This is a genomic window from Amycolatopsis sp. NPDC003865 (assembly GCF_053605345.1).
In genome coordinates this window covers 54,207-72,396 of sequence record NZ_JBSGJA010000001.1, presented here as the reverse complement: position 1 = coordinate 72,396, position 18,190 = coordinate 54,207, and the positions used below count along the sequence as shown (strand labels likewise).

Below are 18,190 nucleotides of genomic sequence, written 5' to 3'. Positions count from 1 at the left end.
GCCAGGCGTGGAGCCGCAGGGCCACGGTCGAGGAGCGGACCTTCCGCCGGTAGCGTCGATGATTTCCGCCTCGTGCGATCCGGCGCCCGGCGGGGATCAGAGCTGCCCGGTGCCGAACTCCGTGACCCAGCGGTGCGCGGTCCCGCACGCCTCGGCTTCGGTGGTGCGCAGGTGCTCGACGACTTCGCCGTCGGCCCACAGCATGAGCGCGACGACGCCGGGCCGGATCGGGGTCAGCCCGATGAGCCGGCGGTGCCCGTTCCCCTCGACGATCCGCTCGGCGGTGAGCCACTGCCCGGTCGTGCCGGTGCGGGTGACCGTCCAGCCGGGATCGGTCGTGAGCTCGGCCACCGACCGGGGAACGAGCTCCACCCGCTGTTCGTCGTGCATGGCCACCTACCCCGCATGGTTACCCTCATCCGGTGATCCACGGATGAATCTCAGGTTAACAACGTCTGGCACGGCGTTCGCGTGCAGGCCGCTGACCTGGGTCTTCACCGCGTGTCCGGCCGGTCGGCGCACCGCCGGCGTGCCACTGGCGGTGTCCTCGCGTGGTCATGATCCACTACGGTGTGCCGGAACCTGGGGGCCGCGACCGCAGGGAGCCCTCATGCCGACTCTCACCACCGTGGCCGACTGGACGATCACCGCGTCCGGGGACACCGCGACGTTCACCCACGCCTCCGGCGGCGGCTACTGGGCGCCGCGGGTGTGGAACGGGCGGGGGCTCGCGCTCGCCAAGAACGACCTCCCCGCCTTCGACAAGGCACTCGGCGAGGTGCTGAAGCTGCCCATCTACTGGCTGGCCCGCGCCCGGCGCCGCGACGCCGCGGCCGGGCAGGCGGTGGTGTGGTCGGAGCCGTGGTACGACCCGGACGACGAGTTCGTCTACCTCACCGGCCCATGCCGGACCGGCGAGCCCGCCGCGGGCTACCGGCCGGCGACGGCGTTCGGCATCGATCTGGTTCACCTGCGTGGTCTGCGGATCAGGATCGCCGCCTACCTCGCGTCACCGGCCGGCTCCTGAGGTGGCAGCGTCAGTTCGGTGTCAGGGCCGTGTCAGCCCGCGCCGCCACAGTGCTCTCATGACCAAGAACAGCACCTCCTCGACCGCCACCTCGACCTGGACCGGCCTGGTGCCGGTCGACGACACGGCCTTGGCCGTCACCGACACCGGCGGCCCCGGCATCCCCGTCGTCTACCTCAACGGCCAGTTCGCCACCCAGGGCTACTGGAAGCGCGTCCTCGCCGACCTCGGCGACGGTTTCCGCCACATCACCTACGACGAACGCGCCCGCGGCAAGTCCGCGCGCTCGGCGGACTACTCGTTCGCGGCCGCCGTCCGGGACGTCGACGCGGTCCTCGATGCCCGTGGCGTCGAGAAAGCTCTGGTGGTCGGCTGGTCCTACGGTGCCTTCGTCGCCGCGCACTGGGCCGGCCGGAACCCGGAACGCGCGCTGGGCGCGGTGTTCGTCGACGGCGCGCAGCCCTACGACTGGCTCGACGACGCCATGGAACAGCGCATCCGCAAGCTGTTCAAGCGCATGAGCTGGTTCCTCCCGCTGCTGCGCCCCACCGGGCTCGCGCCGCGGATGTCGGCCGATCAGCAGGCCGAGAGCAACATCGAGCTCGGCAAACTGTCCCGTGTGGACGAACTGGGTCCGGTGCTGGACGCCATCACCGTCCCCGCCCGCTACGTGCTGGCCTCCGGAACCTCCTTCGGCAGCAAGGGTGATGAGCAGGAACGCGTCCGCTCCGGTGTCGCCGCGGTGGCCGCCCGCAACCCGCACATCACCGTCCACGCCAAGGTCGCCAGCAACCACGGCGCCATCCTGCGCAAGGACCACCAGGAGGTCGCCGGCGCCGTGCGGGAAATCGCGCTGGGGTGACGCGCCCGGCCGCCGGGGTCACGCGGCTCGCGACCGAGCCGTGTCACCGGTCAGTCCCTGGTGACGTCGAGCGGCTGGTCGTTCCGCCGCAGCAGGACCGCGGTCAGGACCCCGGCGATGACGGACGCGATGCCGAGGACGGCGAGCGCGCCCTGCAGCCCGCCGGTACCGGCGCCGATCGCCGCGAGGGTCAGCGGGCACGCGAATTCGCCGATGAACAGCGTGCCGGTCCACAGGCCGGTGCCGCGGCCTCGCTGGTCGAACGTGAGCCGGTTGACCGCCCACGTCAGCAGGGTGGGCAGCAGCATGCCGGTGCCGAAGCCGGTGAACACCGCGCCCACGGTGATGACGGCCGGCGACGCGGTGGCGAACACCAGGAGCAGGCCGGTACCGGCGAGGCCGAACTCGGCCGGCAGCAGGAGCCGGGGCGTCTTGCCGGACAGGCGGCTGAACGCGATCGCCCCCGCGGCGGTCGCCAGGGACATGACCGCGGAGATCGCGCCGATGGTCCCGGTGGCCGTCACGCCGACGCCGGTGAGCACGAAGGACAGTTCGACGATCAGGGCGTAGAAGACGATCCCGCCGAACAGGGTGACGAGGCAGGGCGCGGCCAGCTGACGCCAGGGCAGTCTCGCGAGGTGCGTGACCGGCCGGCGCCTCGGTTGCCAGAGCTTGAGCGCCATGGGGATCGCCAGCGGGGCGGCGACGGCGTACAGCCAGAACGGCGTGCGCCAGCCCGACGCGCCGAGAACACCGCCGAGAGCGAGGAACGCGGTGGCCGACAACGTCGCGACCAGGGTCTGCAGGCTCAGGTACCGCGCCCGGCGCGCGCCGGACCAGTAGTCGCCGATGAGGGTGGTGCAGCAGGTCATGATGGCGCCCTCGCACAGCCCGACGAGGACGCGGCTCGCGAGGATCGCGCCGAGCGAGTCCACATAGAGCGGAGCCGTCCCGAACACGGCGTACGCGAGCATCGCCAGCAGCAGCAACCGTTTCCGGTCGATCCGGTCGACGACGACGCCGGCGAACGGCGCGGTCAGCCCGATCAGCAGCGCCGGCGCGGTCAGCACGATCGGGACGAGGACGTCGGCGCCCGGCGTGTCCGCGAACGCCCGGGACAGCTGCGGCAGGACGGGGGCGATGAGGACGGCGCCGAGCACCGACAGGCAGCTCCCGGCGAGCAGCAGGACCAGCTGGACCCGCCCGGCGGTCGCCCCTCGGCCGGTGGACGTGGCTGCCGGTGACAGGTTCACCGCTGGGGTTTCGGGCATGTCGGCACCTGAGTTCCGTCGTTGGGTCAGGGAGGTGCCGAAAGTGTGGGTTCCGCGCCGGGAAAGCGGAAATCACTTCTGGTGAACCGCGGTATCAGCGCGATGGATGCCGTCGGCGATCCGCGCCAGCAGGTCGCGGAGGTACTGGTGCTCCGGGTCGTGCTCGTACATCGGGTGCCACCAGACCGCCTCGACGAGTGGCCCGGCTTCGAACGGGCACGGCAGCGCCCGCACGTTCGTGTCGGCCGGGATGCGCTCCGCGAGCCGCCGCTGCAGCAACGCCACCCGGCCGGTCCCGGCGACCAGGCCCGGGACGGTCAGGAAGTTCTCGGTGACGACCTGGACGTGCGGCTCGATGCCGAGGATCCGCATCTGCAGCGCGGCCGGGGTCGACGCGGTGGGCCCGTGGTAGGAAACCACCCACGGCATGGTGCGCAGCTGGTCCACCGTCAGCCCGGTTTCCACCGCCGGGTGACCGGCGTCGACCAGGCAGACCCAGTCGTCGCGGTGGAGGTCCCGGTGCGGCAGGCCGTGGAGGAAGCCGTGCGGCAGCACCAGCAGGTCGATGCCGGTGAGGGCCTGGCGGGCGTTGTCGACGATCGCCGGCGTGTTGGCGATGAACCGCACGCGGGCGCCGGGCGCCTCGCGTGCCAGGGTGGCGGCCAGTTCGGCGCCGAGGACCGCGACGCCGTAGTCGCTCATGGCGAGGGAGAACTCCCGGGCGGTGGTCGCCGGGTCGAAGTCGGGCTCGGCGGCGAACACGCGCTCGACGCCGTTCACCGCCGTGCGCACGCGGCCGCGCAGCTGGACGGCCAGCGGCGTGAGGCGGTACTGGTTGCCGAAGCGGGCCAGCAGGTCGTCGCCGAAGTGGCGGCGCAACCGCGCCAGCTGGGCCGACACCGCGGGCTGGCTGAGGCCGACCTGCTCCGCCGCGCGGCTCACGCTGCGGTGTTCGAGCAGCGCGTCGAGCGTCACGAGCAGGTTCAGGTCCAGACTCGCCAGGTTCACCACCTCAGGTTATCCACCGGGTGGATAGCGTGCATCACCTATTTCGTCTTCCCTGATGCTGTGGTCCGCCGCACAGTGAGCGGCATGGACCGCACCGATCCCGAAGCCGCGATCGCCGCCGCCGCCAAGCGCTGTTCCAACTGGGGCCGCTGGGGTGCCGACGACGTCCTCGGCACCCTGAACTTCCTCGACGAAACCAAGCGCCGCGAAGGCGCGGCCCTGGTCCGCCGGGGCGTCAGCTTCTCCCTGGCGCAACGCTTCGACGCCGACGGCCCGCAGAAAGGCTGGCGGCGGCGGACCAACCCGGTGCACACGATGCTGGACACCGGACTGGACGCCGAGCGCGGCACCCAGGGCTTCCCGCACGGCATCGGCGGCGCCGACGACGTGGTGTTCATGCCGCTGCAGGCGTCGACGCAGTGGGACGGGCTCGGCCACATCTTCGACCACGGCGTGGCGTGGAACGGCCGCCGGGCCGGCGACGTCGTGACCAGCGAAGGCGACCGCGTCACCGGGATCGAGACCGCGTCGGGCCGGATCGCCGGACGCGGGGTCCTGCTCGACGTCGGCCGCGCGCTCGGCACGGACGGCGAACTGCCGGACGGGTTCGCGATCACCGCGGCGCACCTCGAGGAAACCCTGGCCGCGCAAGGGGAAACCGCGCGCGTCGGCAAAGGCGACCTGCTCCTGGTGCGGACCGGGCGGCTCGCCCGGGCGCGGCGCGAGGGCTGGGGCGACTACGCGGGCGGGCCCGCGCCCGGGCTGTCGTTCACCACCGCGGACTGGCTGCACGACACCGAAATCGCCGCGATCGCCACCGACACCTGGGGGTTCGAGGTCCGGCCCAACGAGTTCGACGACGCGTTCCAGCCGCTGCACCAGGTCGCCATCCCGCACATCGGGCTGTTCCTCGGCGAGATGTGGGACCTCGACGCGCTGGCCGCGGACTGCGCCGCCGACGGCCGGTACGAGTTCTGGCTGACCGCCGACCCCCTGCCGGTGACCGGGGCGGTCGGCGCGCCGGTCGCCCCGATCGCCGTCAAGTAGTCCATTCCGGACCGGACGAAGGAGTCCCCATGCCCGCCGTGCACACCGTCCTCGTGGTCGGCAGTGGCCTCGCCGGTAGCGCGACCGCGATCCACCTCGCCGCGCACGGCGTCGCGGTCGACCTGATCGAGCTGAAGCCGGACATCGCCGCCGTCGGCTCCGGAATCACCCTGCAGGGCAACGCCTTGCGCGAGCTGCGCAAGCTCGGCGTCTGGGAAGCCGTGCGGACGCAGGGATACAGCTTCGACAGTCTCGGCCTGCGTGCCCCGGACCCCGCCGGGACACTGCTCGCCGAGCTCCCCGACGTGCGGACCGGCGGCCCCGACCTGCCGGCCACGGTGGGGATACCCCGGCCGGACCTGGCGCGGATCCTGCACGAGCGCGCCGGTTCGGCCGGGGTGAAGATCCGCTTCGGGCTCACGGTGACCACGTTGGCGCAGGACGCGAGCGGCGTCGAGGTCACGTTCTCCGACGGTTCGGCCGGCCGCTACGACCTCGTCGTGGGCGCCGACGGCATCCGCTCGACGGTCCGCCGGCTGCTGGGCATCGAGCCGGGGATCCGGCCGACGGGCATGGGCATCTGGCGCGCGTTCGGCCCGCGTCCGGCTTCGGTGACCCGGACCGACCTGTTCTACGGCGGCCCGTCCTACATCGCCGGGTACTGCCCGACCAGCGAGGACACGCTGTACGCCTACGTCGTCGAGGCCGCGCAGGACCGCGGCGGCCTGTCCCCGGCGGACCAGCTCGCGACCATGCGCGAACTCGCTTCGGCGTACCACGGCCCGTGGGACGACGTCCGGGCCACGCTCACCGACGCGTCCCGGGTCAACTACACCCTGTTCGAGACCCACGTCCTGCCGGCGCCGTGGCACCGCGGGCGCGTGGTGCTGATCGGCGACGCCGCGCACTCCTGCCCGCCCACCCTGGCCCAGGGCGGGGCCCAGGCCCTCGAAGACGCAGCCGTGCTGACCGAGCTGCTGCTGGCCGCGGAGACCCTCGACGACCGCGTCTGGACCGAGTTCGCCGACCGCCGCTGCGCGCGGGCGGCCACGGTCGTCGAGGCGTCCGTCCAGCTCGGACAGTGGCTCCTGGGCCGGGAACAAGGCGACGTCCCGGGGCTGATCGCCCGGATCGCCGCCCTCGTCGTCGAACCCGCCTGACCCTCCGGAGGAGAACGAGATGATCACCCACCTGCGGCACGTCGACCTCGCCGTGCCGGACCTGGCCCGCCAACGGGACTTCTACACCGGTGCCTGGGGCCTGAAGACCGAGCACACCGACACCGGTGTCGCGTTCCTCGCCGCGGAAGGCTCGCCCGAGCAGTACGTCGTGCGGCTGCGCCAAGCCGGTGACAAGCGGATCGACCTGATCGCGTTCGGCGTTGCCACCCCGTCCGATGTGGACACGCTCGCGGCTCGCCTGGCCACCGCGGGGGTGACCCTCGTCCACGAGCCCCGGGCGCTGCACACGCCGGGCGGCGGCTACGGGTTCCGGTTCTTCGACAACGAGGGCCGCACGATCGAGATCAGCGCCGGCGTCGCCGTCCGCGCCCACCGCAGGATCGAAGCCGGCGAAGCGGTCCCGGTCCGCCTGTCCCACGTCGTGATCAATTCGGCGGACCCCGAGGCGACCCGGGCGTTCTACGAGAAGCACCTCGGGTTCCGGTTGTCGGACATCCTGACCCACCCGCGGATGGGGGAGATGATGTGGTTCCTGCGGGTGAACTCCTGGCACCACAGCATGGCCATCGCCCGGTGCCCGCACCCGTCGCTGCACCACGTGTCGTTCGAGATGCGCGGCCTGGACGAGTACATGCGCGGCACCGGACGGCTGCTGCGCGCGGGTGTCGAGAAGATCTGGGGGCCGGGCCGGCACCTGGCGGGCAACAACACCTTCAGCTACTTCCTCGACCCGCACGGCAACACGGTGGAGTACACGACCGAGCTGGAGCTCGTCGACGAGGACACCTGGCACCCGCACCTCTACGACTTCAGCGACCCCGAGGTGTCCGACCAGTGGGGCACGGCGAACGCGATGAACGAGTTCGTCGCCCGGAAGTCGTTCAACGACCCCGACAAGGGTCTGTTCGTGGCGCCCCCGGTCTGATGCGCTTCGCCACCTACGAGCACGGCGGTACCGTGCACGCGGGCGTCGTCTCCGGCGACGGCGTCCACGCTTTCCCGGCCGGGGTGACGGTGCTCGACGTGATCCGCGGCGGACCGGCCGTCCCCGGCGGACCCTCGGTGCCGCTGGCCGAGGTGCGGCTGCTGCCGCCGCTCGATCCGCCGAGCGTCCGGGACTTCGTGGCGTTCGAGGAACACGTCGAAGGCATGGTCGCACCGGGGTCGGTGCCGCCGGAGTGGTACGAGGCGCCGACGTTCTACTTCACCAATCCCTGCGCGCTGGTCGGCGCGCACGACGACGTGCCGGTCCCGCCGGGCTCGCGGCTGTTCGACTTCGAGCTGGAGGTCGCCGCCGTGCTGGGCCCCGACGGGATCTTCGGCTACACGATCCTCAACGACTGGTCCGCCCGCGACCTCCAGCGCCGCGAGATGAAGGTCAACCTCGGGCCGGCCAAGGGCAAGGATTCGGCCACGACGCTCGGCCCGTGGCTCGTCACGGCCGACGAACTCGAGCCCTACCGCGACGCGGACGGCTTCCTGGCGCTGGACCTGCGGGTGGCGGTCAACGGCGTGCAAGTGGGGCAGGACCTGCTGTCCAACATGGGCTGGCCGTTCGAGGAGCTGGCCGCCTACGCCGGCCGGGGTACCCGGCTGAGGGCCGGCGACGTCCTGGGCTCCGGGACCTGCGGCAACGGCGGCTGCCTGGCGGAACTGTGGGGCCGCGGTGGCACGCAGGAGCCGCTGCGCCCGGGTGACGTCGTGGAGATGACGGTCGAAGGCATCGGGACGATCCGCAATACCGTCGTCGCCGGGGCAGAGCTGCCGCCGGTCCGGCCGGCCCGCTCGCGGCCGCGGCGGCGGTCGCGGTGACCGGCAAGGTCGTGGTCGTCACCGGTGCGGCACACGGCATCGGCGCGGCGACGGCGCGGCTGCTGGCCGCGGCAGGCGCACGCGTGATCGGCGTCGACCGTGCCGAGGACCCCGGCCTGCCCGGCGTCGAGCACCACCGGTTCGACGTGACCGACGACGACGGGTGGGCGGGGCTCGCCGCGAACCTCGGGCGGGTCGACGGGCTCGTCGCCGCCGCGGGCACCACCTGGCGGACCCGGCTCGGCGAGCTGGCTCCCGGCGACCTGGCGCGCGTGCAGGACGTCAACGTCGGCGGCGTCCTGCGGGCCGTGCAGGCGGTGGTGCCGCTGATGCCGCCCGGTGGGTCGATCGTCGTGACCGGCTCGGCCGCGGCGCTGACCGGGCACTACCCGCTCGCCTACACCGCGAGCAAGTGGGCGCTGCGCGGCTTCGTCAAGGCCGCGTGCCTGGAGCTGGGCGGCCGGGGCATCCGCGTCAACGCCGTGCACCCCGGGTACATCGAAACCCCGATGACGGAGTCGGCGCCGCCCGGCTTCCGGGCCGCGAACGTCGCCGAGACCCCGCTCGGCCGCACCGGGACCGCCGAGGAGGTCGCCGCGCTCGTCGCGTTCTTGATCGGCGACGCGGCCTCCTACATCTCCGGCGCCGAGATCCCCGTCGACGGCGGCCTGACCGCGCACGGCGGCGTCAAGTCGATCAGCGAAGCCGCCCGAACCTGAAAGGGAACCCCGTGTTCGAATACTTCCCCGGCAACTACGTCTGGAACCTCGGCGTGGTCGCCGCGCTCAACAGCGGCGGCCTGATCGACGAGGTCGACCGCGCCTGCCGCCCCATCCGCGAAGCCGCGGCCCGGGGCTCGGACGCCGGAACGCCGGACTTCCTGCGAGCCTGGACCGCGCTCACCGACCAGCTCGTGACCCGAGCCGAGCAGGCCGAGAAGGCCGGGCACGCCCGCACCGCCGGCGAACTGTACTTCCGGGCCACGAACTACCTCTGCCAAGCCGAGCGCATGCTCGCCCACGCCGACCCGAACCGGCTGCCGACCTACCGCCGGGTCCTCGAACTCGCGCAGAAGTCCTTCGACCTTCGCGACCGGCGGATCTCCCGGGTGGCGATCCCGTACGAAGGCACGACCCTGCCGGCCTACCTTTCCCTGGCGCCGGCCACCGACGCCGGGCCGGCCCCGGTGATCGTCCTGGTCAACGGCTTGGACTCGACCAAGGAGCACATGTACAGCTCGGCGCACTGGCGGGAGCTGGCCGAGCGCGGGATCTCGTGCCTGATGCTCGACCAGCCCGGCACCGGCGAAGCCCTGCGCCTGCAAGGCCTCACGGCCCGCATCGACGCCGAAGCCTGGGCGGGCGCGGCCGTGGACTGGCTCGAAACGCGGTCCGAAGTGGACACCGGCCGGATCGGGATCGTGGGCTGGTCCCTGGGCGGCTACTACGCGCCCCGCGCGGCGGCGTTCGAGAAGCGGTTCGCGCTGTGCGTCGCCTGGGGCGCGAACCACAACTGGGGCGCGGTGCAACGGCGCCGCCTGGAACGCGAGGGGGAGCGGCCGGTCCCGCACTACTGGGAGCACGTGCTGTGGGTCTGGGGCCAGGACGACCTCGACAGGTTCGTCGCCTTGGCCGACGACGTGCACCTGGACGGCGTGGTCGAGAAGATCACGGTCCCGTTCCTCATCGCCCACGGCGAGAACGACCGCCAGATCCCGCTGGAGTACGCCCACCGCTCCTACGACCAGGCGGTCAACTCGCCTCGGCGCGAATTGCGGGTCTTCACACCGGAAGAGGGGGCGACCGAGCACATCGGACTCGATCACCTGCCTTATGTCAGCACCTACATCGCCGACTGGGTGATGGACCGGTTCGGCGAAGGGTGCGTGCCGGTGTAGCGGCGAGCGCGCCACTCGGTCAGGGTGATCAGCCCGGCCAGCGTCGCCGGGGCCAGCACCGAGGTGGCGACGACGGCGGCGGTGAGCGGCAGGCTGTAGATCACCACGAACGCCACCGCTCCCTCCGCCACCAGGCCCGCCGACCAGGCGACGGTGAGCCGCCGGTGCACCAGGCGGAACCCGCGGTCCGCGGCCCACCAGCGGTCGAACCCGCCGGGATCGCCGGACAGGTCACGGCGGATGCGCGCGATGAGCGGGCGGCGGAAGAGCAGGCTGAGAGCCGCGAACCCGCCGATGGCCGAAGTGATCACGAAGTCCTTGGCCAGCTCCAGGCGAGCGTCGCCGGTCACCGCCGCGACGACCACGCCGAGGGCGAAGCGGGCCAGCACCAGCACACCCAAAGTGGTCAGCTCACGCTTGCGCACGTACTGCGCGGCGAGGACCAGCACGGACACCCCGGCCGCGCCGACCAGCGCCCACACCGGCGGCCAGCCCACCGACGTCAGCAGCAGGTAGCTGCCGACCGGAACGCCGACGTTCTCCGCCACGGCCAGGAGCAGCCGCCGCCACGACCGGTTCACGAACCCGGCCGCCGTGCGGTGCGCCCGCTCCGGTCGCGGGCGGCGATCAGCTTGTGCAGCAAGGCAGTGAGCATGCCTGCCTCGTACGGAGCCAATCCCAGCTGGGCCGGTTCGTTGAAGTCCCGCATCGACTCGGCCGCGGCGGCGAGTACCCGCCGGCCGTGCTCGGTGATCCGCACCGGCGCCGGTCTGCCCCGGCCGCCGGGTCCTTCGCGCCGAAGCAAGTCCCGGGCGACGAGATCGCTGATGATCGCCGTCATGCTCTGCGGCCGGACCAGTACCCGCCGGGCCAGCTCCGCCTGCACCAGGCCGGGTGATTCGGCCAGCTGGGCCAGGACGCCGAACTGGACCGGCGTGAGCTCGTGGCGGGCGAACAGTTCGTACAGCTCACGCGCGAGCGCGTGGTAGGCCTGCACCACCGCCCAAGCCGGGAGGTCCGCCAGCGCGACCGAGTTTCGGTTCGAGTCAGTCACCTCGCCAAAGTATCAGCTGGCTGATAGCTTGGCGAGACGAGCAAGGAGAGTTCGCTCGAGAACTATCAACCGGCTGATTCGGAGTGGCGATGCGCGTGATCGTTGTCGGAGCCGGCGTCGGCGGGCTCGTGCTGGCTCAGGGACTGCGGCGCGCCGGAATCGAGGTGACCGTCCACGAGCGGGACACCGAGCTGGCACTGACCGGGGGCTACCGGCTGCACCTGAATCCGGCCGCGACGGCGGCGCTGCGGCGGCGGCTCCCGGCGCCGCTGTTCCAGGCGGTGCTGGCCAGCAGCTCGGGATCGAGGTCGTCCCGGCAGTTCGGGATCCTGGACCACCGGCTGCGGCAGCTGGCGCGGATCCCCCGAGGCGACGACGGCGAGCACCTGATGATCGGGCGGATCCCGCTGCGCCGGCTCCTCGGCCACGGCCTGCGGGAGGAAATCCGCCTGGGTGCCGAGTTCACCGGCTTCGCCCACGACCCCGATGGCTCCGTGACCGCGGAGTTCGCCGACGGCTCCCGCGAAACCGCGGACGTGCTCGTCGGCGCGGACGGCGCCCGATCCGCTGTGCTGACCGCCCTGACGGGCGCCGCCACGGCCCGCAAGCTCGCCACCTTCGGGCTGGCCGGCAGCGCCGCGCTCGACGCGGAGATCCGGTCGGCGATGCCGCCGGCGCTGCGGCACGGTCCGGCCTTCGCCCTCGCCCCCGACGGCACGGCGGTGTTCCTGACCCTGCACGACCCGGCCACCGCGCCCATCGCCGCGCAGGCCTGCCGCGACGTGCCCGCGATCGTCGAACCCGGGTACGTGGTGTGGGGTGTCGTCGTGCCCACCGTCGGGGACGACGCCGCCGGCGACGCACCGCCACTCGCCGAGGCACGGCGGCTGCTGGCCGGCTTCGCGCCGTGGATGCACGCGGTGCTCGACCGGTCCGACCCCGCCCAGGCCACGCGCTTTTCCCACTACGCCGCCGATCCGGCCGCCGACCTGACACCGTGGCCGGTGCAGGCCGTGACCGCGCTGGGGGATGCCGTGCACGCCATGCCGCCCACCGGTGGACAGGGCGCCTCGACCGCGATCCGCGACGCCGACCTGCTGACCGGCCACCTCGTCCGCGCGGCCGGCGGGCACCGCGACGAGGTCGCCGGTTCGTCGCCGCGGGGCTTGCCGGTCGCGACGGCACTGCACGACTTCCACCGCGACATGACCCGTTACGCGGTGCCGGCGCTGCGGGAGTCGCTGCAGCCGTTGCGCTGGCAGCGCTGGCTGGCGGCACCCGCCGCCCGCCCGCTGCTGCACACGGCGTTCGCGATCGCCGGGACAGCGGCCGCTCTGCGAAGTGCGGCGCGACCGGCACTCGCCGTCGGACGGTGAGAGCTTTCCCCGTCTCGGCGACGCGACCCCAAACCCGTGAGTTCCGCGCGATCGTGGCGGCCGCGGTCCTCGTCGGCGCCCGCCTCGTCGGTGCCCAGTACCGAGTCGGCGGCGCCTTCTCCCCGAACACGAACCGCGGACAGATCCGCGTCGAGGCCAGGGTCGGCACTAGCCGGGTCGGGGCAGGTGCCGGACACGTCGAGCACCACCCTGGAGCTGCCCGGCACCCTGCCGGCCATCGGCACGGCCGACACCTTCGTCGTCGACACCCGGATCGAGCACCCCGAACCGGACAGCGAGGGTGAGCCGCGCCGCGGGTCAGCGGGCCGGATCCGGTACGCGCAGCCGACCGTCCCGGACTTCGGTGACCTGGTCGACCGAGGTGAGGTGGGTGCGGTCGTGCGTCACCAGGACGGTCGCGGTGGCCCGCTGGTGGGTGAGGCGGGTGATGAGGTCGATGACCGCGGCGCCGCGCTCGTGGTCGAGCGCGCTGGTGGGTTCGTCGACCAGGAGGACGGTCGGGTCGTTCATCAGCGCCCGGGCGATGTTCACGCGCTGGCGCTGGCCGCCGGAGAGCTGGTGGGGGCGGCGGGCGGCCTGGGGTGCGAGGCCGACGGCGTCGAGCAGGTCCAGTGCGCGGGCGCGGGCCTTGGCCGGGGAGCGTCCGTCGATGCGGGCTATCACCTGGAGCTGTTCGGCGGCGGTGAGCGCGGGCAGCAGGTTGGGCTGCTGGAAGACGATCCCGATCGTGCGCCGGCGCAGGTCGGTGAGCTGTCCCCGGGGCAGGCCGGTGGCGGTGGTGCCGTCGACGACGACGGTGCCGGAGTCGGGCGTCACGAGCGTGGCGGCGACGGCCAGCAGGCTGGACTTACCGGAACCGGACGGGCCGGCGACGGCGGTGAGGCTGCCGCGGGGGACGTCGAGGGTGACCCGGTCGAGGGCGGTGAGGCGGGTGTCGCCGTCGGGGTAGGTGAGAGTGACGTCGGTCAGGGTGAGGCTCATCGGGTGCTCCCCAGTGCGGTCAGCGGGTCGACGGAGGTGATGCGGCGGATCGCGAGCGTGGCGCCCAGCGCGCCGAGCAGGACCATCACGGCGGCCGGGACGAGCACCGTGGCGGGGGTGAGGACGAAGGGGATCGCGGAGCCGCTGAGAGCGGCGCCGGCGGCGGCGGCGAGCCCGGTGCCGGCGAGGGTGCCGCCGGCGAGCAGGACGAAGGCCTGGCCCAGGGCGTCCTTGAGCAGCGTCGCCGTGGTCGCGCCCAGGGCCTTGAGGATGGCGACGTCGGCGCTGCGCTGGATGGTCCAGACGGTGAAGAAGGCGCCGATGACCAGGGCGGAAATGGCGAACAGGAAGCCACGCATCAGCTGCAGGGAACCGTTCTCGGACGAGTAGGAGCCGATCGCGGACAGCGAGTCGTCCCGGGCGACGGTCCTGGTTCCGGCTGCGTGGTCGGTGGACTCGATGGCGGCGCCGGCTGTGGTGGTCAGGGCGATCACGGTCGCGTCGCCGCCGGTCGGCGGGGCGACCGTCCGCCAGGTCTCGAGCGTGGTCCAGATGACGGGGGTGTGGCTGAAGGAGGCGTCTCCGGCGACGGCGGCCACGGTCAGCCGCCGTCCGGCCAGGGTTACGTCGTCTCCGGGCCGGATGCCCAGGTCCGCGGCGGCTGTGGTGGACAGGATCACGCCGTGCTCGGTGAGCTTGACGCCGTCCGGGGCGAGGGCGGAGCCGGCCCGGACACCGAAGGCCGAGACGCCGGTGCTCCGGGCGCCCGCGGTGGCCCTGGTGGTCGTGATGCCCAGCGGTTCGGCCCTGGTGACCCCGGGGGCGGTGGACCACTGCCGCACCTGGGTGTCGGTGACGGCGGAGTCGGCGTAGGACACACCCTGGTCGCCGCTGGGTGCGGCGAAGGCGATCTTGTCGGCGTCCAGGCCGGTGATGGCGGAAACGTTCTGCCGGCCGAGCCCGGCGGTCAGCCCGGACAGCAGGCCGACCAGCAGGGTGATCAGCACGATGACGGCGCCCATCAGGGCGAACCGCCCTTTGGCGAACTTCAGGTCTCTCCAGGCGACGAACATGGCGTCGATCGTCGTCGCGAACGTCCGCTGCGGCATCGCGCCGGGGATGGCACTTCCCGGGCCGGAGGGCGGCGCGCCGGTTCCACCTTTCGATAGAGGTGGTTCCCGCCCCGGCTCCGTAGCCTGGGAGGCACTGTGACCGCCGCCCCTGCCCTGACCCCGACCAGCCGGGTGCTGACCTGGTGCCTGCACCTGCTGGTCGTCGCCCTGCTCGGCTTGGCGGCGGCGCGGGCCTTGGCCGGGGGACAGCCCCGGGCCGCGGCGGTCGTCGTGGTGGCGGTGGCCTGCGGTGTGATCTACGCGGCCGGGCCGCTCCTGCCGCACGTCCGTGCGTCCCGGCGGGCCGCCGCGGCGTGGCTGGGTGTCCTGGGCGCCGGGTGGCTCGCCCTGGTGGTGCTGACCGGCGACGGGGTGTGGGTCGCCTTTCCCCTGTACTTCCTGCAGCTTCACCTGCTTTCGCGCCGGAGCGGGCTGACCGCGGTGATCGCGACGGCGGTGGCCGCGATCGCGGCGTTCGCCGCGCACCAGGGTGCCTTCAGCCCGGCCGCCGCGATCGGCCCGGCGCTCGGTGCGGCCGTCGCGGTCGCCGTGGTGTGGGGATACCAGGCGCTGTACCGGGAAAGCGAGCAGCGGCGGCGCCTGATCGACGAGCTGACCGCGACCCGCGCCGACCTGGCCGAGGCCCAGCACGAAGCCGGGGTGCTGGCCGAACGGGAACGCCTGGCCCGCGAGATCCACGACACCCTCGCCCAGGGGCTGTCGAGCATCCAGCTGCTGCTGCGGGCCGCCGGCCGGTCCCTGCCCGAAACCTCGGGCAACGCCGCCCGGTACGTGGACCAAGCACGCCAGGCGGCCGCGGACAACCTCGCCGAAGCGCGCCGTTTCGTCGTCGCCCTCACGCCGCCGGCGCTCGACGGCACCACGCTCGCCGGCGCACTGGAACGCTTGTGTGCCAACACCAGTGGCCGGCACCGGATCACCGCGCGCTTGCACCTCGCCGGTGCCGTGGTGCCGCTGCCGACCGCGCACGAAGTCGCCCTGCTGCGCGTGGCCCAGGCCACCCTCGCCAACACCGTCCGCCACTCCGGCGCCACCGCGGTCGAGCTCACCTTGAGCTACCTCGGCGACGAGGTCACGCTCGACGTCGTCGACGACGGCGCCGGCTTCGACCCCGACGCCCGGCCGGCGTCCGACCCCGGCGAAGGCGGGTTCGGGCTGGCCGCGATGCGGGCCCGCACGCGCGCGCTCGGTGGTTCCCTCACCGTCGGGTCGGCACCCGGCCACGGCACCGCTTTGACCGCCCGGCTTCCCCTGTCCGGCGACACCCCGCGCGAGGCCCGTCCGTGACCGAGACGCCGATCCGCCTGCTGCTGGCCGACGACCACCCGGTCGTGCGCGCCGGGCTGCGTGCCGTGCTGGAGACCGAGCCCGGTCTCGTCGTGGTCGCCGAAGCCGCGACGGGCGAGGCCGCGGTGATCCGGGCGGCCGAGGGCGACATCGACGTGGTCTTGATGGACCTGCAGTTCGGTGCGGGGATGAGCGGGGCCGAAGCCACCGCGGCGATCACCGCACGGCCCGGCGCGCCCCGCGTCCTGGTCGTCACCACCTACGACACCGACGCCGACACCCTGCCCGCCATCGAGGCCGGGGCCACCGGATACTTGCTCAAGGACGCCGATCCCGACGACTTGGCCGCCGCCGTGCGCACCGCCGCGGCCGGACGCACCACCTTGGCGCCGACCGTCGCCGACCGGCTCCTCGACCGGATGCGCCGGCCCGCGGTCGCGGTGACCCGGCGCGAGCTCGAGGTGCTCACCCTGGTCGCCGACGGGCTGTCCAACCGGGCCATCGCGCGGCGCCTCCAGCTCACCGAAGGCACGGTGAAGTCGCATTTGGCCCGCTGCTACACCAAACTCGGCGTCGACTCGCGCACCGCCGCCGTCGCGACCGCCATCGACCTGGGTCTCATCCGCCGCTGATCCTCATGGGCTCCAGATGGGTCGGTGTCAGCGGGCGACCGTCGACTCCCTGATTGCGCAGCGAGCGCGCGGGGTACCCGAAACGCGCTGCGCGGCCACGGTCGTGTCCTCAGTGGACCGTGTCGCCCACCGGCCGAAAGGAAGAACGCACCTTGACCACTGTGTCCCGTACCTTCACCGTCGATCCCGCGCCCGACGTCGTCGTGCCGTACCTCGCCGATTTCGGCCACGCCGAGCAATGGGACCCCGGCACCGAGCGGTGCAGCCGCAACGACGACGGGCCCGTGCGGGTCGGGTCGTCGTGGCACAACACCTCGAAGATCGCGGGGGTCGGCACCGAGCTGACCTACACGCTCGAACAGCTGTCAGCCGACCAGGTCGTGCTGGTGGGCCGCAACGACACCGCGACCTCCACCGAGACCATCGACATCGTCCCCGACGGGACCGGGTCACGCATCACCTACACCAACGACCTGGAGTTCAAGGGGGCCGCGAAACTCGCGGCGCCGCTGGGCAAAGTGGTGTTCGAGAAGCTCGGCAACGACACCGAGCGCCAGCTGACCGACGTGCTCAACGGCCTGGCTCGGTAGAGCGGTCGATCTCGACCGCGCGGGGTCGGAGTGCGCGGCGGCCCGAGAACCCTGTCCCCGTCGAAAGGAGTGCGCGGGCGGCGGCGGTCAGATCTTGCGGTAGCGGCTTTCGAGGAGTGCGAACACGCCGAAGAGGGCGATGCCGGCGGCCAGGGCGAGCAGCAGTGCTTGTCCGTAGGGCTGGAGCGCGAGCGTTTTGAGCGCGGGGTCCAGGCCGCCCGCTTTGGCGGGGTCGTAGTCGAGGGCGGCGACGATGAACATGGCGCCCACGGTGCCGTAGGCGATCGCCATGGCGATCCAGCCCACCTGGCCCAGTCGCTCCGTCGATCGCCGGACCGCTCGGGACGTTGCGGTGAGGTCCAGGTCGTGGACGAACTTCTTCCGGAGCCCGCGGTAGCCGAGGAAGGCCGCGACCACGATGACGGCCCCGCCGGCGACGATCACCGCGGCGGCTCCCCAGGGTTCGGCCAGCACGGTGGCCACCACCGACCCCGCCTTACCGGAGCCGCCGGTCGCGATCTTGCCGGCGCTGTAGGCGACGAGGCCGTACAGCACGACCTCGACCCCGCTGGTCGCGCGCCGCACCCACCGCCGGCGTGGCGCGGCGTGGCGGTGACCGGTGATCGCCTCGGTGAGCTGCCACAGCGCGAGCAAGCCGGTACCGGCGGCGATCACCCAGAGCAGCCAGGCCCCACCACTCGAGGCGACGATCTGCAGGGCGCCGGCCTTGTCGGCCTTCTCGTTGTCGCCGAGGGCGACCTGAGCGGCCAGCCAAGCGACGACCAGGTGGACCAGGGCGTAGCAAACCAGCCCGATCCGGGCGATCAGGGTGAAACCTCTGAAGTCGGGCACGCGAGGATCCTGGTACATCCGGGCCCGGTTGACCAGAGGCCGGCGCGACCTGCTCGCGGCTGTGGTCCTGACGATTCGCTCGGCGGGGTGCGCAACCGTCCAAGTCGTTCATGTCCGGCTCGCCGGCGATGGCCGGTCGCGTCGGGCCGGCCTTAGTCC

Annotated in this window: 20 protein-coding genes; 12 read left to right on the top strand and 8 right to left on the bottom strand. The window is 72.8% G+C overall.

From position 1 onward, the window contains the following. Positions 1-96 precede the first annotated feature (96 nt). Positions 97-390, bottom strand: a complete 294-nt coding sequence (locus ACWEVP_RS00410; protein ID WP_452060460.1) for a hypothetical protein — start codon at positions 388-390, stop codon at positions 97-99. 220 nt (positions 391-610) lie between these two features. Here ACWEVP_RS00410 and ACWEVP_RS00405 point away from each other — a divergent pair, with 220 nt between their 5' ends. Next, positions 611-1,027 (top strand): hypothetical protein, encoded by a 417-nt coding sequence (locus ACWEVP_RS00405; protein WP_452060459.1) that lies wholly within the window; start codon positions 611-613, stop codon positions 1,025-1,027. A 58-nt stretch (positions 1,028-1,085) separates the two neighbouring features. After that, the gene (locus ACWEVP_RS00400; RefSeq protein ID WP_452060458.1) at positions 1,086-1,889 is read left to right on the top strand and encodes an alpha/beta fold hydrolase; all 804 of its coding nucleotides are present in this window, start codon (positions 1,086-1,088) and stop codon (positions 1,887-1,889) included. Positions 1,890-1,939: 50 nt separating this feature from the next. On the opposite strand, the gene ACWEVP_RS00395 is transcribed toward ACWEVP_RS00400, so the two are convergent. Continuing rightward, positions 1,940-3,160, bottom strand: a complete 1,221-nt coding sequence (locus ACWEVP_RS00395; RefSeq protein WP_452060457.1) for an MFS transporter — start codon at positions 3,158-3,160, stop codon at positions 1,940-1,942. 72 nt (positions 3,161-3,232) lie between these two features. Then, positions 3,233-4,168 (bottom strand): LysR family transcriptional regulator, encoded by a 936-nt coding sequence (locus ACWEVP_RS00390; protein WP_452060456.1) that lies wholly within the window; start codon positions 4,166-4,168, stop codon positions 3,233-3,235. Between the two features lie 84 nt (positions 4,169-4,252). Here ACWEVP_RS00390 and ACWEVP_RS00385 point away from each other — a divergent pair, with 84 nt between their 5' ends. From ACWEVP_RS00385 to ACWEVP_RS00360, 6 genes are read left to right on the top strand one after another with little or no spacing between them, the layout of a single operon-like run. Then, a complete protein-coding gene (locus ACWEVP_RS00385) occupies positions 4,253-5,215 on the top strand; it encodes a cyclase family protein (protein ID WP_452060455.1) in 963 nt (320 codons plus the stop codon). Positions 5,216-5,244: 29 nt separating this feature from the next. Beyond that, positions 5,245-6,375 (top strand): FAD-dependent oxidoreductase, encoded by a 1,131-nt coding sequence (locus ACWEVP_RS00380; protein WP_452060454.1) that lies wholly within the window; start codon positions 5,245-5,247, stop codon positions 6,373-6,375. A 19-nt stretch (positions 6,376-6,394) separates the two neighbouring features. Continuing rightward, entirely contained in the window at positions 6,395-7,321 is a 927-nt protein-coding gene (locus ACWEVP_RS00375) for a VOC family protein (RefSeq protein WP_452060453.1), read from the top strand. Next, the gene (locus ACWEVP_RS00370) at positions 7,321-8,208 is read left to right on the top strand and encodes a fumarylacetoacetate hydrolase family protein (protein ID WP_452060452.1); all 888 of its coding nucleotides are present in this window, start codon (positions 7,321-7,323) and stop codon (positions 8,206-8,208) included. The genes ACWEVP_RS00375 and ACWEVP_RS00370 overlap by 1 nt, the downstream gene beginning before the upstream one ends. Next, positions 8,205-8,927 (top strand): SDR family NAD(P)-dependent oxidoreductase, encoded by a 723-nt coding sequence (locus tag ACWEVP_RS00365; protein ID WP_452060451.1) that lies wholly within the window; start codon positions 8,205-8,207, stop codon positions 8,925-8,927. Before ACWEVP_RS00370 ends, ACWEVP_RS00365 begins: the two co-directional genes overlap by 4 nt. An 11-nt stretch (positions 8,928-8,938) precedes the next feature. Next, complete coding sequence (locus tag ACWEVP_RS00360; protein ID WP_452060450.1) at positions 8,939-10,105, top strand: alpha/beta hydrolase family protein; 1,167 nt, start codon at positions 8,939-8,941, stop codon at positions 10,103-10,105. On the opposite strand, the gene ACWEVP_RS00355 is transcribed toward ACWEVP_RS00360, so the two are convergent. Next, positions 10,051-10,686, bottom strand: coding sequence for a VC0807 family protein (locus ACWEVP_RS00355; protein ID WP_452060449.1), 636 nt, complete (start codon positions 10,684-10,686; stop codon positions 10,051-10,053). The genes ACWEVP_RS00360 and ACWEVP_RS00355 overlap by 55 nt on opposite strands. Further along, positions 10,683-11,159, bottom strand: a complete 477-nt coding sequence (locus ACWEVP_RS00350; protein WP_452060448.1) for a MarR family winged helix-turn-helix transcriptional regulator — start codon at positions 11,157-11,159, stop codon at positions 10,683-10,685. Before ACWEVP_RS00350 ends, ACWEVP_RS00355 begins: the two co-directional genes overlap by 4 nt. An 89-nt stretch (positions 11,160-11,248) precedes the next feature. Between ACWEVP_RS00350 and ACWEVP_RS00345 the strand changes: the two genes are divergently transcribed. Next, a complete protein-coding gene (locus ACWEVP_RS00345) occupies positions 11,249-12,535 on the top strand; it encodes an FAD-dependent oxidoreductase (RefSeq protein ID WP_452060447.1) in 1,287 nt (428 codons plus the stop codon). Between the two features lie 318 nt (positions 12,536-12,853). On the opposite strand, the gene ACWEVP_RS00340 is transcribed toward ACWEVP_RS00345, so the two are convergent. Together ACWEVP_RS00340 and ACWEVP_RS00335 are read right to left on the bottom strand one after the other, a co-directional pair. After that, positions 12,854-13,537 carry an ABC transporter ATP-binding protein gene (locus tag ACWEVP_RS00340; RefSeq protein WP_452060446.1) on the bottom strand — a complete coding sequence of 228 codons (684 nt, stop codon included), beginning with the start codon at positions 13,535-13,537 and terminating at the stop codon, positions 12,854-12,856. Continuing rightward, on the bottom strand, positions 13,534-14,610 hold the full coding sequence (locus tag ACWEVP_RS00335; RefSeq protein ID WP_452061301.1) for an ABC transporter permease: 1,077 nt from the start codon (positions 14,608-14,610) through the stop codon (positions 13,534-13,536). Before ACWEVP_RS00335 ends, ACWEVP_RS00340 begins: the two co-directional genes overlap by 4 nt. A gap of 135 nt (positions 14,611-14,745) precedes the next feature. On the opposite strand from ACWEVP_RS00335, the gene ACWEVP_RS00330 reads away from it, so the two are divergent. The 3 genes from ACWEVP_RS00330 to ACWEVP_RS00320 all read left to right on the top strand — a co-directional run bounded on the left by ACWEVP_RS00330 (position 14,746) and on the right by ACWEVP_RS00320 (position 17,179). Further along, positions 14,746-15,957: a sensor histidine kinase gene (locus tag ACWEVP_RS00330; RefSeq protein ID WP_452060445.1), complete on the top strand. Its 1,212-nt coding sequence runs from the start codon at positions 14,746-14,748 to the stop codon at positions 15,955-15,957. Continuing rightward, positions 15,954-16,589: a response regulator gene (locus ACWEVP_RS00325; RefSeq protein ID WP_452060444.1), complete on the top strand. Its 636-nt coding sequence runs from the start codon at positions 15,954-15,956 to the stop codon at positions 16,587-16,589. Before ACWEVP_RS00330 ends, ACWEVP_RS00325 begins: the two co-directional genes overlap by 4 nt. Positions 16,590-16,750: 161 nt before the next feature. Continuing rightward, complete coding sequence (locus ACWEVP_RS00320) at positions 16,751-17,179, top strand: SRPBCC family protein (RefSeq protein ID WP_452060443.1); 429 nt, start codon at positions 16,751-16,753, stop codon at positions 17,177-17,179. Positions 17,180-17,266: 87 nt separating this feature from the next. On the opposite strand, the gene ACWEVP_RS00315 is transcribed toward ACWEVP_RS00320, so the two are convergent. Next, positions 17,267-18,031: a DUF1206 domain-containing protein gene (locus tag ACWEVP_RS00315; RefSeq protein WP_452060442.1), complete on the bottom strand. Its 765-nt coding sequence runs from the start codon at positions 18,029-18,031 to the stop codon at positions 17,267-17,269. Positions 18,032-18,190: the final 159 nt, after the last annotated feature.

Excerpts from the sequence above, each read along its gene's own strand:
- ACWEVP_RS00385 (WP_452060455.1), top strand. The coding sequence starts at position 4,253 with ATGGACCGCACCGATCCCGAAGCCGCGATCGCCGCCGCCGCCAAGCGC.
- ACWEVP_RS00400 (WP_452060458.1), top strand. The coding sequence starts at position 1,086 with ATGACCAAGAACAGCACCTCCTCGACCGCCACCTCGACCTGGACCGGC.
- ACWEVP_RS00410 (WP_452060460.1), bottom strand. The coding sequence starts at position 390 with ATGCACGACGAACAGCGGGTGGAGCTCGTTCCCCGGTCGGTGGCCGAG.
- ACWEVP_RS00375 (WP_452060453.1), top strand. The coding sequence starts at position 6,395 with ATGATCACCCACCTGCGGCACGTCGACCTCGCCGTGCCGGACCTGGCC.
- ACWEVP_RS00345 (WP_452060447.1), top strand. The coding sequence starts at position 11,249 with ATGCGCGTGATCGTTGTCGGAGCCGGCGTCGGCGGGCTCGTGCTGGCT.
- ACWEVP_RS00335 (WP_452061301.1), bottom strand. The coding sequence starts at position 14,610 with ATGTTCGTCGCCTGGAGAGACCTGAAGTTCGCCAAAGGGCGGTTCGCC.
- ACWEVP_RS00370 (WP_452060452.1), top strand. The coding sequence starts at position 7,321 with ATGCGCTTCGCCACCTACGAGCACGGCGGTACCGTGCACGCGGGCGTC.
- ACWEVP_RS00395 (WP_452060457.1), bottom strand. The coding sequence starts at position 3,160 with ATGCCCGAAACCCCAGCGGTGAACCTGTCACCGGCAGCCACGTCCACC.
- ACWEVP_RS00340 (WP_452060446.1), bottom strand. The coding sequence starts at position 13,537 with ATGAGCCTCACCCTGACCGACGTCACTCTCACCTACCCCGACGGCGAC.
- ACWEVP_RS00405 (WP_452060459.1), top strand. The coding sequence starts at position 611 with ATGCCGACTCTCACCACCGTGGCCGACTGGACGATCACCGCGTCCGGG.
- ACWEVP_RS00380 (WP_452060454.1), top strand. The coding sequence starts at position 5,245 with ATGCCCGCCGTGCACACCGTCCTCGTGGTCGGCAGTGGCCTCGCCGGT.